The organism is Bifidobacterium sp. SO1, from assembly GCF_018555335.1.
Taxonomy (GTDB): domain Bacteria; phylum Actinomycetota; class Actinomycetes; order Actinomycetales; family Bifidobacteriaceae; genus Bifidobacterium; species Bifidobacterium simiiventris.
On sequence record NZ_JAFEJR010000031.1, the window covers coordinates 1 to 13,381 of the forward strand.

The 13,381-nt window shown below is 57.9% G+C and carries 19 protein-coding genes and 1 pseudogene; 16 read left to right on the forward strand and 4 right to left on the reverse strand.

The annotated features are described in order from the left end of the window. Window positions 1–102 precede the first annotated feature (102 nt). Window positions 103–318 (forward strand): hypothetical protein, encoded by a 216-nt coding sequence (locus tag JS541_RS14200; protein WP_214375142.1) that lies wholly within the window; start codon window positions 103–105, stop codon window positions 316–318. Window positions 319–399: 81 nt separating this feature from the next. Here JS541_RS14200 and JS541_RS14205 read toward each other — a convergent pair whose 3' ends face one another. Beyond that, entirely contained in the window at window positions 400–939 is a 540-nt protein-coding gene (locus JS541_RS14205; protein WP_214375143.1) for a GNAT family N-acetyltransferase, read from the reverse strand. A gap of 35 nt (window positions 940–974) precedes the next feature. Between JS541_RS14205 and JS541_RS14210 the strand changes: the two genes are divergently transcribed. Both JS541_RS14210 and JS541_RS14960 read left to right on the forward strand, forming a co-directional pair. Further along, window positions 975–1,388, forward strand: a complete 414-nt coding sequence (locus JS541_RS14210; protein ID WP_214375144.1) for a hypothetical protein — start codon at window positions 975–977, stop codon at window positions 1,386–1,388. Then, on the forward strand, window positions 1,385–1,603 hold the full coding sequence (locus JS541_RS14960; protein ID WP_240539391.1) for a hypothetical protein: 219 nt from the start codon (window positions 1,385–1,387) through the stop codon (window positions 1,601–1,603). The genes JS541_RS14210 and JS541_RS14960 overlap by 4 nt, the downstream gene beginning before the upstream one ends. Window positions 1,604–1,788: 185 nt before the next feature. On the opposite strand, the gene JS541_RS14220 is transcribed toward JS541_RS14960, so the two are convergent. Beyond that, complete coding sequence (locus JS541_RS14220; RefSeq protein WP_214375145.1) at window positions 1,789–2,298, reverse strand: GNAT family N-acetyltransferase; 510 nt, start codon at window positions 2,296–2,298, stop codon at window positions 1,789–1,791. Window positions 2,299–2,410: 112 nt separating this feature from the next. Between JS541_RS14220 and JS541_RS14225 the strand changes: the two genes are divergently transcribed. From JS541_RS14225 to secE, 7 genes are all read left to right on the forward strand, one after another. Continuing rightward, window positions 2,411–2,776, forward strand: a complete 366-nt coding sequence (locus JS541_RS14225) for a hypothetical protein (RefSeq protein WP_214375146.1) — start codon at window positions 2,411–2,413, stop codon at window positions 2,774–2,776. Further along, window positions 2,773–3,453 (forward strand): hypothetical protein, encoded by a 681-nt coding sequence (locus JS541_RS14230; protein WP_214375147.1) that lies wholly within the window; start codon window positions 2,773–2,775, stop codon window positions 3,451–3,453. The genes JS541_RS14225 and JS541_RS14230 overlap by 4 nt, the downstream gene beginning before the upstream one ends. A gap of 14 nt (window positions 3,454–3,467) precedes the next feature. Further along, window positions 3,468–3,995: a hypothetical protein gene (locus tag JS541_RS14235; RefSeq protein WP_214375148.1), complete on the forward strand. Its 528-nt coding sequence runs from the start codon at window positions 3,468–3,470 to the stop codon at window positions 3,993–3,995. Further along, a complete protein-coding gene (locus JS541_RS14240; protein ID WP_214375149.1) occupies window positions 3,992–4,621 on the forward strand; it encodes a DUF5052 family protein in 630 nt (209 codons plus the stop codon). The genes JS541_RS14235 and JS541_RS14240 overlap by 4 nt, the downstream gene beginning before the upstream one ends. 61 nt (window positions 4,622–4,682) lie before the next feature. Further along, complete coding sequence (locus JS541_RS14245; RefSeq protein WP_214375150.1) at window positions 4,683–5,480, forward strand: hypothetical protein; 798 nt, start codon at window positions 4,683–4,685, stop codon at window positions 5,478–5,480. Next, entirely contained in the window at window positions 5,455–5,691 is a 237-nt protein-coding gene (locus JS541_RS14250) for a hypothetical protein (RefSeq protein ID WP_214375151.1), read from the forward strand. The genes JS541_RS14245 and JS541_RS14250 overlap by 26 nt, the downstream gene beginning before the upstream one ends. 477 nt (window positions 5,692–6,168) lie before the next feature. Beyond that, window positions 6,169–6,336, forward strand: coding sequence for a preprotein translocase subunit SecE (gene secE, locus JS541_RS14255; RefSeq protein ID WP_240539392.1), 168 nt, complete (start codon window positions 6,169–6,171; stop codon window positions 6,334–6,336). A gap of 519 nt (window positions 6,337–6,855) precedes the next feature. Here the strand turns inward: secE and JS541_RS14260 are convergent. Then, window positions 6,856–8,073, reverse strand: coding sequence for an RNA-guided endonuclease TnpB family protein (locus JS541_RS14260; RefSeq protein ID WP_214375153.1), 1,218 nt, complete (start codon window positions 8,071–8,073; stop codon window positions 6,856–6,858). A 105-nt stretch (window positions 8,074–8,178) separates the two neighbouring features. Here JS541_RS14260 and JS541_RS14265 point away from each other — a divergent pair, with 105 nt between their 5' ends. From JS541_RS14265 to JS541_RS14280, 4 genes and pseudogenes are all read left to right on the forward strand, one after another. Then, window positions 8,179–8,493, forward strand: coding sequence for a hypothetical protein (locus tag JS541_RS14265; RefSeq protein WP_214375154.1), 315 nt, complete (start codon window positions 8,179–8,181; stop codon window positions 8,491–8,493). Window positions 8,494–8,548: 55 nt separating this feature from the next. Then, window positions 8,549–8,786 (forward strand): annotated as a pseudogene (gene secG / locus JS541_RS14270) (preprotein translocase subunit SecG). A 236-nt stretch (window positions 8,787–9,022) separates the two neighbouring features. After that, window positions 9,023–9,541: an ImmA/IrrE family metallo-endopeptidase gene (locus JS541_RS14275; RefSeq protein WP_214375155.1), complete on the forward strand. Its 519-nt coding sequence runs from the start codon at window positions 9,023–9,025 to the stop codon at window positions 9,539–9,541. Continuing rightward, window positions 9,534–9,902 carry a hypothetical protein gene (locus tag JS541_RS14280; protein WP_214375156.1) on the forward strand — a complete coding sequence of 123 codons (369 nt, stop codon included), beginning with the start codon at window positions 9,534–9,536 and terminating at the stop codon, window positions 9,900–9,902. The genes JS541_RS14275 and JS541_RS14280 overlap by 8 nt, the downstream gene beginning before the upstream one ends. Before the next feature lie 93 nt (window positions 9,903–9,995). Here JS541_RS14280 and JS541_RS15035 read toward each other — a convergent pair whose 3' ends face one another. Beyond that, window positions 9,996–10,130 carry a hypothetical protein gene (locus JS541_RS15035; protein ID WP_276310695.1) on the reverse strand — a complete coding sequence of 45 codons (135 nt, stop codon included), beginning with the start codon at window positions 10,128–10,130 and terminating at the stop codon, window positions 9,996–9,998. 673 nt (window positions 10,131–10,803) lie between these two features. On the opposite strand from JS541_RS15035, the gene istA reads away from it, so the two are divergent. Further along, on the forward strand, window positions 10,804–12,378 hold the full coding sequence (gene istA, locus JS541_RS14285; protein ID WP_214375157.1) for an IS21 family transposase: 1,575 nt from the start codon (window positions 10,804–10,806) through the stop codon (window positions 12,376–12,378). Further along, window positions 12,375–13,115 carry an ATP-binding protein gene (locus JS541_RS14290; RefSeq protein ID WP_214375158.1) on the forward strand — a complete coding sequence of 247 codons (741 nt, stop codon included), beginning with the start codon at window positions 12,375–12,377 and terminating at the stop codon, window positions 13,113–13,115. Before istA ends, JS541_RS14290 begins: the two co-directional genes overlap by 4 nt. Window positions 13,116–13,381: the final 266 nt, after the last annotated feature.

The window sequence follows — 13,381 nt, forward strand, 5'->3', positions numbered from 1 at the left end:
TACATCACGTATCGTACGAAGAGCGGTGTGACGGATACGCATGTGGTCGAAGAGGATTTCGGCGAATTCATCCGCGAACTCACCCGATCGGAGGAGTAGCCGATGCCGAAACGCTACATTCCGCCATTCACGGCGCTCGCATGCGGCATCATCTGCAAACTCTGCCTGATCATCCCCGGTCTGCCGGTCTGGCTGTGGATGGCAGTGGCTTTCACGTATTCGACGTTCACGATCGCCGGATTGACCGGCATCATTCTGGTTTTCGTGACGGACGATCTGCCGGAGCTGATCAGCAGATTCGGGGTTCGATTCCAATAAGGAAGGAAGCAAACATGGCCGACAAACAAATACCCATTATCTATTATGATCCGACAGCCGATGACGATCCATTCGATCCCGTCATCCCGCAAATGGCCGACGATGAAACCATCGTGGAAAGGATGAATCGGCTGGGACCAGAATCATGGCATCTTTCAGGGGCAGAGATTTTCCCGAATCTTCAACGACGAAACCATTCCTCTGATAGAACGCAGCCTTCTCATCAGAACACGTGCCGGCAATCAGCTCCGTTTCAAGGGGAGCAACCCGATCCAGCAGACCCAGTAGAGCAGAACCGATCCCATGATTCCGATACGGCGCATCCACAATCAGGGCTTTGATGTAGAGAATGACATGACCGTAATCAAGGCGGGCCAGTGTCCGGATCGCGGCGCACATGACGCCGGTCGATGTCAGCACCTTGATTCCATGAAGCGGTTTGTTCCGACCGGGTGCGACTTCGGGAAGATTCCTTTTAAGAAGCGACTCATAGTCGCTTCTATCCACTTCCTCCATTGGCAGGAATGCATAACCGATCAGTCTCTTATCATATTCAGGCTTCGACTCCATAACCCCCAACATATCGCGGAGGCTGTTCCCCCAAAGATGGATATCCATCATCCGGGACGCATACTCCAAACGGAAAGGAACCATCCATGACCGTACCCTACTGGCATATCGAAGACTGCGAAGGCGAGGTCGCCATCGACGTATACAACCAGCCGACCGTGCAACTGTCGTTCGCCTACGACGAGGACGATGATCCGCACGTGATCAACCTTCCCGTCAAGGAGGTCGACCGGCTGATCGCAGGATTGGAACGCTGCCGGTATCTCGCCGTAGCCAACGCTCTCATGCAAGGCAAATCCGCACCCGAATCGGGGCGGGATACCATGCCGTTGTCCAAGGCTCGCCAATGGTTCGCAGAACACGCGGTCTACGAGGCCGACGCGTACGACAACGGCGAAGAGGAGAAGACCGTGTACGAACGGGCGCTCGCCGACTTCGATGCGATGATGCTGGAGCATGACAGGACGCTGATAGAACATGTGAGGCGAATGGGATCGTGAACGGGTATTGGCTAGGCGCACTCACGCCATTCGCCATCGCGTTCGGCGTGCTCCTATTGTGGCTGGCGTCGAACCTGTTCGGCGCGATCATAAGCTGGGCGTGGAAGAAGGCCCACTACGGATTGCTGAAGAAGGCGGTGGTTCCGGTCGGCTGGGACAAGAATGCGAGGAAGCCGAGTATTCGCCGGAGGCGGAGAAGCTGGCGGACGCATTGACCGCTTCCGGCGAATACCGGGTGCTCCCAATGTTCGGCTGGGTCGTGCTGATCGTCCGCGATCATAAGAAAGGGGATGCGGGATCATGAAACGGTCTGATTCAAGGGGAAGGCGGATCATCGCCTATAGTCCGAACGATGACGAATCCTTCCGCGCTATGGTCGAGAAAACCGGGGGACGTATCATCAGGCTGGATTCCACATCCAGCAGCTGTAATATCGATCCCTACAAATGTTTAGAGTCCCTGTCGGATCCTCCGGTATCACGATCGGAATCTTTGCCGGAAACGTACGATAGCCGATCCTCCGATAATAGGGGCGAAGATCCTTGTGGCAGTTGCCGATGATCCGAAGAACCCCATGCTCGTTGCATCGGCCCGCAAGCATGTTCAGCATGACCGTGCCAATACCCTGATTGCGATAGGCGGTTTTGACGGCAAGATCGTGAATATATGCAATCCGACCGTAATCGAGTTCTCTGACCGTATAGGTCAGTGCTCCCGCAAGCGTTCCCTTGGCATCCACGCAGACGATGCCTTCCTCCTCGCGAAACGAAGAGGCGAACCTTCGAATATATGTTTTGAACAGGGAATATACCTGTTCATGCCATTCCTCGGTGAAGGGCTGGAAGGTGTAGCCGGCGTTCGTCAGAATCGTCGCATAACGCAGATGGGTTGCCGCATCGATATGGATCATAGAGCGATATGGTATTCGCATTCGACCCTGATACGAAGGGATGGGTCGAAGAACGAGAATCGGTGGGGATCTGACGGACGCATGATTCCCTTACAAGGAAGAGGAGAATGATATGAGAGAACCGTATTGGATCATCAGGGGCGGCTACGGTCAGGATGGTGGCTTCGGCGACTACAGCGAACCCGTCTGGAGTGATGAGCCGTTGCGTCGTCCCGATGGCACGCTGATCTGGTTCCGTGACGGCGGGAAGGCGGATCGGTTCGCGGATCGATTGTCGAAGCGTGAGGATGAGGCGTTCCGTGCCGCCGGCTGTGGCGGCTATCTGTCCGGTGATTTCCCGTACGAGTATCGCGCGTTCAAGGTGTGGCCGACTGAAGGCGCTCCCGCCGACGATGAACCGGATCTGGCGGATCGGATGCCGTTGGAGGACGACTACTCGCAGCCGGAGATTGAACCTGACGAGGATGAGGAGGAGTGACCGTGTACGAGGATGATGATCCGTGCAAGGCATCGGCTCCGACCACCACATGCCGCCTGTGCGGACAGCCGTTGGAGCCGGACATGCCGTGGATCGACTGGCGGTGGGGCGATCACGACGGATGCGGCTACTGCGGCCCTCAAGGTCATGATTCGGTGCAGCCGTTCCACGAGGAGTGCGTCGAAGCATTGTTCAAGGCGTACGATCATCCGACCGTGTATCCGCCGGATGAGCCGGATGCTATCCTCTCCACGTGGCTGCGCCCGACCCTGTGGAAGACGGTGTGGATGCCCGACCGGGTGACGGTTCAGGATGCGATGCTCGCGCATACGGTGTATTCGAGGATCGCTTTGACCGTCGGCTTCGACGGGTCGGATGATCCGGCGGATCTGAACCCGTTCAAGGCATGCGAATGGATATTCGACGACATGGGGGAGTTCCGGTCGAAGTACATGATCCCGTATGCGAAATCACTCGGCCTGGACAGGGATGAGGCGGGGTATCTGACGTCGTTCCTCGTGGATGGGCGAATGCTGGCGGCTCCCGACTGGGTTCGGGATGCGACAAAGGAACAGCTCGCCGACCGGGTTCGCCGCATGGCAGCCGATCCGTACAAATATCCACTACCCATGACGGTGGAGCCGGCGGACGATCCGTCAATCTGGGATCTGATCTAAGGAGCGCAAAACCAATGTCCAACGGAACGACCTACGTGTCACTTGAATACGCCGACCGACTACCCGACCGGATGATCGACCCGGACGGGACCATGACCATCGCCTACCAGACGCGCGAGAAGACATCGACCGGCAGGACATCCGTCGGCTTCCACATGATCGACATCACGGACGGGAAGGCGGCCGGCATGATGGGCGCGATCCTCCCGATGGTCCGCATGATGCGCCCGGATTCAACCCCGGCCGCGATCCCGGTCATTCCCACCGTCTCCCTGCTCAAGGTCAGCCATGATTTCCCGCCCGCCAGCACGTCCGACGACACGATCGTCATGATCGGACTCGACCCGGACGGGCTGAAACGCGATTTTGGCAAGGCATTGGAGCATGACGGTGTGCGGGCCGGCCTGACGATCCTCGTCAACGGGTATCTGAAGATGATCCTGACGAATCTTGAACCGTGGCGGGACCGGCTTGACCCGATGCTCGCCAATGCGATGAACACGCTATTGCACGATCCGGAACTGCAAGGAGAACAATCATGAGGAAAACCATTGGAAGAATCACGGGCATCCTGCTCACGATGGCGATGATCGTCCCATTGGCATCCTGCGCCGCATTCTCATCCATTTGGGGTGACGTGAAGGGACAGCTGGTCGGTCAGGCGTTCACCATGACCGCGTTCGACAACAGCGGGAACGAAACCCTGACGGCGCATGGGACGAAGGTCGGCATGAGCGGCAACAAGGTCAAGGACTCCGCGTCGAGCGACGGTTCCACGAGCACGTCATTGAGCGCGGTCGTCACGATCACCATGGACGGCAAGGAGATCGAATCCGCCGGGGACACGCTGATCTTCAACGAGGACGGGTTGCAGCCCGTGAAGGATTACGCGAAGGAGAAGACGGAAATCGCCAGCAGGTCGAAGGACTGGACCGACAACACGCTTGTGGCGAAGCCGCTCAACAGGTTCAGGAACCTGTTCGGCAAGAAACGCATCGTCCTCATCAAAAGCCAGTTGGGCGATCCGATCGAAGCCTATCAGGGCGACGAAGTGTACTGGGAGGTGCGCGACGATCTGCCGAAGACGACGAAAATCCAGATCGACGGGAAAGCCCTGTACGTGCATCGCGCGAACTTCCAGATCATCGACGCAAGCCTGTTGAACTGAAATAAAAATGCGGACGCATGACTATGATGATTCCCACAATCCTTCCAACGAAAGGAGTGTCATGCAGGAATTGGTTTTCCCTCCAAAGCCGTGGAGCAAATCCAAGCTGAAGGCATTGCGTAATGTGATTGTCACCGGAGGAGAGGAGACTGAAAGCCTGTCCTACATGGACTTGTATTACTGGTATTTCCAAGCCCTGTCCGTAATCACCACAACCATAGGCGATATAGATCTGACCGGCTTGGATCTGTCTGAAGTACATTTATCTTCCCGAGTGAAAACGGTCACCACGTTGAGGGATAAGCTGATCCGTCTGCCTAATATGCAGATCACCAGTATTCATGATCTAATGGGAGCGCGTTTCGCCGCCGATATGACACTGGATACGCAGGATCGAATCGTGGAACGCATTGTGGATCATTTTGGCGAAGATCATGCAACCGTATCCGATATTCGGCGGAATCCGCACAGCGGCTATCGTGCGGTACATGTGATTCTCAGATTGAATGGCGTCTTCGCGGAGATCCAAGTCAGAACACTCATGCAGGATCTATGGGCCAACTGCTTTGAGGAGCTAGGCGATCGTGTGGGACGAGCCATTCGCTACGACGGGGAACCGGAAGCCGACGACCACGGCCTGACAAATATCCTATTGGGGATATCCCAAGGCATCAGTGCTTTGGAGGAGACGGAACGAATGCGACTGACCATCAGCAGCGCCTCCACACTTGCCAATGCGCGGAATCAATATGTCCAAGGATTGAAAATGATTCGAGAATCATTACGAGGGGCTGGCGACCTTGGAATAGAATCGGATGTGAAAGGAGGCCATCATGGTGGGAGTATTGATTCGCTATAACCGTCGTAACGGCGACCGGTTTGTGAAGGTGTTTGATAAGGCGGATGATGCGATGAATGATAAGGGTTTCCGCAAGTATATGGGTAAACCTGATCCCATTTGGGAGACTGCCATCATCATGTCGGACTCTCTTGAATCGGTGAAGCACACCCACTCCCGGTATTTCTCTGGCGTGGATCGCACGCAGGAACTGTCTGCATCCTTCAATTAGCCGATAGGCTTAAAGCAGGTATTTTCGTCAAAAAACTCAGGATGCCGACGACCCGCAGGCCGACCGGCATCCTGAATCCGTTTATGGTCGCGGCGAACGACCTACTCGTACGCTAAGGTACGCCATCCGGCTATCAAGCCGACCCCTTGACTTGACTTTTTCGTCCCCCGGCAGGGACTACGCGCGTTCGGAAGTTGCCTTCCACGTCATCTCGCGCTATATGACGGCCGTTAAGTTATACCATGCTGGATTCCTCATGGGAAGACGGACGGGGATGCTCTGATCTTCGATTACAATGCTATGCCGCGCGCCAGTCGGGGGCAACTCGTTTTCGGATCGTGAACACGGAAATGAAACAGTCATTTTTCAACCCGCACCCATCCCAGCCGTTGACGCATGCGAGAATCGGTCGTAGTCCACAAATCGCATAGAAGGATCATCGTGAAGACCTTATCGAAACCGTTTCTCGCCATCGGCATGTATCTGCTTCAGACGTTCAGTGAGCTTCGTAAGACGGTCACGCCCACCGTACGTGAACTGGCGGGGTGGAGCGTGGCTGTGTTCGTGTTCGTCGGCCTGCTCATGTGTCTGGTCACCGGCATGGACTTCGGCCTGGGCAAGCTCGTCCTGTTCGTGTTCGGCTGAACGGAATGGATTCCATGTCCGGGAGGTTTTCGATGGGCCGGTCGTTGGTGATGCGGATCATCATGGGATCGATTCTCATGGTCGGCGGATTCCTGGTCATTCGCCTTTGGATGATCGATGTCATCGGCGGAGATGCGTTCTAAAAGACGGGAAGACGATGTTGAGAACCATTGTCCGCACTGCGGCCGTGATCCTGTCTGTGAGCGCCGTATTGTGCGTATTGCCGTCGCCTCTGATTCTGGTTGTTCTCGGATTGCCGGGGTGAAGGATGAGATGTTGGAAGACGTTGATCGCTGTGCCGGTGATCGTCGGTATGACGGTCGTGCCGGTCGTGTCCGTCATCATCGCATTGCTTGGTTGAATCGATTGCGGTCATGTTTTGAAGGATTATGAGATGGTATCGGTTGAAGACCTCGTTCATGCTTAGGGCGAGCATTGACTTCTCTCCCGCCTGAAGGCGGGAGATTCCGGGACTCGCATCCCGGAGGTTTCTGTTCGTTCGACGAAAAGAAAGAAGAACTACTCTTGCGAGAGACCGTCTTTGATTCTGCCGTCCTTGCAGACGCTGACCGCAAGTCCTGCGGCGAGGATGTTTTCGGCTGCGTTCAGGTCGCGGTCATGCGACGTGTGGCAGTCCGGGCACGTCCATACCCTGACATCAAGTGTTTTCGGACCGGTCTTCGACCCGCAGTGGGAGCACAGTTGGGTGCTGGGATAATACCGGTCGAGGATGATCAGTTGCCGCCCGTACCATTCCGCCTTGTATTCGAGCATCAGGCGGAATTCACGCCATCCGGCGTCCATGATGCTACGGTTCAACCCGGTTTTCGCGGACTGGCCGTTGGACAGGTATTGGCCGGGATGCTCCGGATCAGGTTTCGGCTCGCAACGTCGGCTCAGATTCCCGACTGCAAGATCCTCGAGGACGATCGTTTGGTTTTCGCGGATGATCCTCGTGGACAGCTTGTGCAGGAAGTCACGGCGCGAGTCCGTGACATGGGCTTGGATGCGTGCGACCTTCAACCGGGCTTTTCGATAGTTGTTCGATCCTTTCTGCTTGCGCGACAACGATTGCTGGGCTTTCGCCAGCCGTTCGAGATTCCGTTTCAGATGACGCGGATTGGCGACGGTCTCGCCATTGCTGGCGACCGCGAACGAGTCCACACCCAAATCCAATCCGACCGCTTGGGAGCGTCTGCGCAACCGTCGGATCGTCTCCTTGACGAGCAGGCTCACATGCCAGCGTCCGGCCGCATCCAACGACACGGTGACCGTGGACGGCACCGCGCCCTTCGGCAGGGTACGCGACCAGCGGATAGGCAACGGTTCGCGCATCTTCGCCAAATACAGGTTCCGACCGTCCCAGTCGAACGCGCTGCGCGTGTATTCCGCGCTGCCGCCATGCGACTTCTTCTTGAACGTCGGATAGTCGGAGACCTGTTTGAAGAACCCGCTGAACGCCTTCTGCAAATGCCGCAACGCCTGTTGCAACGGGACGCAGGACACTTCGTTGAGATACGAGTATTCGTCGGTCTTCTTCCAACCGGTCAACAACGCGCTCGTATCACCGTAGGTCACGTTGCGACGCTCCTCGGTCCACGCCTTCGACCGGGCCTCCAACGCCTTGTTGTACACGAGACGCGCACAGCCGAGCGTACGCCGCAACAGGTTCTCCTGTTCCGGCGTCGGGTAGAAACGGAACCGGTAGGCCCGTTGAAATTCCCTACGCTTAGCCATAGCTCACATTATACCATACTATTCTGTGAAAGGAGGGAGGCTTGTTTTCCTCACCGGCCTAAAGGCCGGAGTCTCCAACAAGCCAAACAAGATGACGTCGATTTCGTGGAGAAGGCCACCCGATTCCAACGGATGCTCAAGGAGGCGAAGACGATCAGAGACGTATCCGTGCTGGCTGATTCCGGGCATCGCTTGTACGTGGAATTCTCCCTTGATGCGCCCACGATTCGTGAGGCGAACTATCGCAGTGGGAGGATCATTCTTCGAACCCTTGCGGCATGTGATGCCGTGGCCGACGATTTGGAGGACATTGACGGATTGAAGACCCTTCGGGATATCGATCGCGTCAGCGAACGGTATGCGACCGATTTCGTCATCCAACTTTCGCTGGAACGTGATCGCTCTCCCGAAGAAATCTAACAGAATATCGGCCCCGCAAAAGAGAAGACGACACTGAAAAACAAAGGGAAGGAACATGTTGGCTATTCTCTCGATCGCGTTGAAGCTGCTCGCCGCCCTGTGCGGCATCCTGCTGACCACGCTGATTCTCATGCACAAAGGCAAGGGCGGTGGCCTGTCGGACATGTTCGGCGGCGGACTCACCCAAAAATGCGGGCAGCAGCGGCGTGGCCGAACGGAATCTGAACCGGTGGACGATCGTGATCGCGCTCGTCTGGGTGATGGCGATCATCACGCTCGACTTGATCATCTGACGAAAGGAGCAGGAACCGTATGGGATTGAATGAGGCGTGGATGCTGTCGGCCGCCTACGCGCACGGGCGAACGTTCGCCGACAGGCGGCAGCAGTCCGGATGGCGAGTCAGGTGGCATCCTCTCGGCATCGATCGATGACCGGGAATACGGTGACCCGTGAATAAAGGACACGGCTCACCGTCAATGTATGGAAGCAGCGTATTCTGGAATCAAGCAGGTAAAGGAGGTGTTCGGCATGGGTTATGTTTGGCAGGATGCGCGTCGGGAGGCTCAGAGCATTCTTGATGAGTATTGGGATCAGCAGACGCTCCCCATTGATATCGAACGTCTCTGCCGTTTGGAGAACGTCAATCCCATCAGAGAACAACTTCCCGACGGATTGTCCGGGATGTTGATCAAAAAGAAGAACGAAAGGGAAGCCCGCGCCTACGTGGATGAGCTCGAGCCTCGCGTCCGCCGCCGGTTCACGTTCGCTCACGAACTGGGCCACTACATCGAACGTACCCGTCTAGCCGACGATCATGAGTTCGGGTTCAGCGAAATACGTGAGATTCGTCGAAACGGCCGACGTGACGACTATTTCCCCCACGAGTTCTTCGCGGACGAATTCGCCGGCGCTCTCCTGATGCCGGAATCCAAGATCAGGGAGTTTCTGGACGAAAATATGACCGTGGAGCAGATGGCGGAAAAGTTCGATGTGAGCGTGTCCGCCATGAAGCAACGATTGCGTTCCTTGGAGAAGACGAATGCCTGATTCGGATGAGCAATACACGCGACTTGCGGAATATGATACGGATGTTCCGTTGTCGGATATGCAGGAGGATCTGGATCGTCAGCTTCGCCGCGCCAAGGTCAAAGAGGCACGCAATGCGCTCCGCTATCGTTCTGTCTTTCTCTGGTGGGGAATTCTCGCAACCTCGTTCTGCATCATTGCTTCGACCGTGACCGTCTGGGCGTTGTTCCGGTACGGCGGTTACAGGGAGATGGCGGCCGTTCTGATCGCCTATATCAGCGGAATGACAGTCGAAGTGATCGGCATTGCCGTCGTGATCGCCAAATATCTGTTCCCATCCACCGGCGCGAACAATGACGGAAAGGCCGACGATAATTCCTGACATTGCTCGCATCTCCGGTCTATTTTCGAAAACAGGGAAAAGTACGGAAATCATAAAACAGTTCAGAGGGAAGGACCGCCTGTGAGCGAACCTTCAAAGCTGACCCATGACATGCAGGGTCTGCGTACCGCCCTGGATAAGACGCGTGAGCGTCATGCGGATGATCCGGGGATTCCGATCGTCGAACATGACCGTGGAGCGGATGGCGGAACGATTCGACGTGCGCATGCCCGTCCTGCGGCGACGGCTACGCTCTCTGACGAAGACGAACACATTGCAGGAGGGGTCGATCATGGGGAAACCGGATGATCGGATGCTTGCGCGAATGCGTGAGGAATACCGGATCAAAACGGAACGGGACGAGCGAATATCACGGATCGCAATGCAATGCCGTACGGAGTGGATGAGGATGGAATCCAACGCCTCCGATGACCAATGATTCTTGCAAGCCGACTGGATTCCATCGGGAAAGCCCGTTATTATGATCGTCATAAGGGCTGGCCGGAGACGGGTGGTCCTCGACCCGGGCGGGGTATATCCCCGCCCTTTTTTCTCGAATATCCTCATCCAGACGGGGATGCGTCGACATCATTCCTTATTGCGATCTTCGATGATCTGATTGCCGGCGTGACGTTTCGCGGCGACGGCCATGCCCAATCGGATGAATTCGTCTGGCGGGGTCAGACCGTTTCGATGCATGTACTCCACGAATGCCTCTCTGGTTGCGAATTCCATCGACTGAATATTTGATTTGCTGAGCACGTTGGTTATTCCGGTTCGGCACCGTTGACGGATTGGAGAGTTATTGGCGGTCGACACCACGGTTATTGTGGTTCAGCACCGGTTGGGTTAGGCTCCTTTCATCCACGTGATGGACGCGTGGATGGAAGGAGTGCCAACGATGGTACGCAGGATCAAGGCGAAGCTGGTGCTCAGGCTTCGCGATCAGGGGTTGTCGCGCAACGCGATAGCCATGGGCTACGGCATGTCGAAGCACAGCGTGATCGATGTGTTCGACGCCGCAGACCGACTGCACGTCTCGTACGGGGACGTGGCGGGGAAAACGGACGGCGAGGTGTATTCGATGCTGTTTCCGGGACGCGGCGTGGCCGAGAGCGTGTACGAACGGCCGGACTGGGAGCATGTGCACCGTGAACTGGGGCGCGTGGGCGTCACGTTGAAGCTGCTGCACGCGGAGTACATGGACGCGTACCGGGCGAAGAGGGTCCCGTTCATGGGCTACGACCGGTTCTGCAAGCTGTACGCGGACTACACGCTGCGTCTGGGCGTGACCTCGAGGGTGGAGCGCAAGGCGGGCCGCACGGTAGAGGTGGACTGGGCCGGCGCGACCGTGCCGATCCACGCCCCGGTCACCGGCGAGACGTGGAAGGCGTATCTGTTCGTCGGCTGCCTGCCGTTCAGCCGCTACTCGTTCGTGCACGCGACCGGCGACATGCGCGAATCCTCGTGGCTGGACTGCCATGTGCTGATGTTCGACTATTTCGGCGCGGTGCCGGCCAGGATCGTGTGCGACAACCTCAAAACGGGCGTGGCCTCCCATCCGTGCGAGGGCGAGGTCGTGTTGAACGACCATTACCGCAACCTCGCCGAACACTATTCCACCGCCGTGCTGCCGGGCAGGGTGAGGAAACCGAAGGACAAGCCCAGCGGCGAGAACCTCGTCCTGCACGCCGAACGCGCCGTCGTCGGCGCGATGCGAGACCGCGGGTTCCGTTCGCTCGACGAGCTGAACCGGGCGATCCGCGACTGGCTCGACGCGTACAACACGGCCCCGTTCCAGAAACGCGAGGGCAGTCGACTGACCGTGTTCGAAGCGGAGGAGAAACCGGCGATGATCCCGCTGCCGGTCGTGCCGTACGAGACCGGCGAATGGGTCGGGGGGAGAAAGGTCGCCAACGACTGCCACGTCGTCTACAAACGCAACCGGTACTCCGTACCCCACCGGCTGGCCGGCCGGAGCGTGGAGCTGCGCGAGACCGCCCGCCTGCTCGAAATATGGCACGGCGGCGAACGCGTCGCCGTCCACCCTCTGTTCGAACCCGGCCAGGCCAACCGCGCCTCCACACGTGACGCGGATCTGCCGGAAAAGACGCGATGGCGTGAATGGGACGAACGGCGGGTCAGATCATGGGCCGCGCAGATCGGGCCGAACACCGTCATCGTCGTCGCCCGCATCTTCCAATCGGCCGGCACGCCCGATCAGGCCATCGACCCGGCGTTGGCGGTCCTGAGACTGTCGCGACGCTACGGGCGGCAACGGCTGGAGAACGCGTGCGACGTGGCGCGCCGGGTCGTGAACACACCCCGATACCGGCACTTGAAGACGATCCTCGACACCGGGCAGGACCACGAGGTCACGGAAGGCGAGAACCCGAAGGTCACGGGCATCGACGTGGAACGAACTTCGGGCTACGTGCGCGGCGCCGACTACTACGCGAGGGAGGCGGAGCGATGAGACTCGACGAACAGACCCGTCACCAGTTGCGCGACATGGGCTGCGCCGAGCTCCTCGACGCGCTGCTGAACCAGGACGACGACGCATGCGCCGCGCTGAACGCGGAACAACGCATCAGGCTCGCGGTCGACGAGGCGCACGCCGCGTTCACGGACAAACGCATAGGCGGACTGGCCAGAAGGGCGAGACTGCGCTACCCGCAGGCCGACCTGCGCACCCTCGACATGCTCGACGAACGCGGCATCAGCCGCGAGCTGATCGCCTCGCTCGCGGACTGCTCATGGGTCGCGCGCCACCGCAACATCGTCGCCCAGGGATACTGCGGGTCCGGCAAAAGCTGGATCATCTGCGCACTGGCCCGACAGGCGTGCCGCAACCGGTACCGCGCACGCTACACCCGCATCCCCGACCTCGAGGAGGAATGGCTGCAGGCCGCCGACAAACCCCAGGGACGATCCAAACTGCTCAAACGCTACAGCGCGTACACGGTCCTCGCGCTCGACGAATGGCTGTTCGACCCGCCCGAGGAACGCTTCCGCGCCTTCCTGTTCGAGCTCATGGAACGCCGCCACGACACCGGCAGCACCCTGTTCGCCACCCAATACCCCCAGAAGGACTGGCACCAACGGCTCGGCGGCGGCACCCACGCCGACGCCATCATGGACAGGATCGTGCACAACACCACCTGGATAGAAACCGGCGACTGGAACATGCGCGAACACACCCCCGGCAAGTAACCACCGGCCAGCCACCACGAACAGGGACGACACCGATGGTGCCCGACACCACGCACACCGGTGCCGTCCCGCAATAACACCAGTGCTCTACCGGAATAACACCCGGTGCTCAAACCTCCGAATAATCACCATCGACGTTTTTCCTTGCTGTTATCCGTCATTGAAGAGCGTTGAAAGACCCCCAGCTTCAGGGGTCAATGAAGTATGTCGTCGAGTTCTTCTTCGGGTTTGATGCGCAGGTTTCCCATGCACCAATAATCGACCAG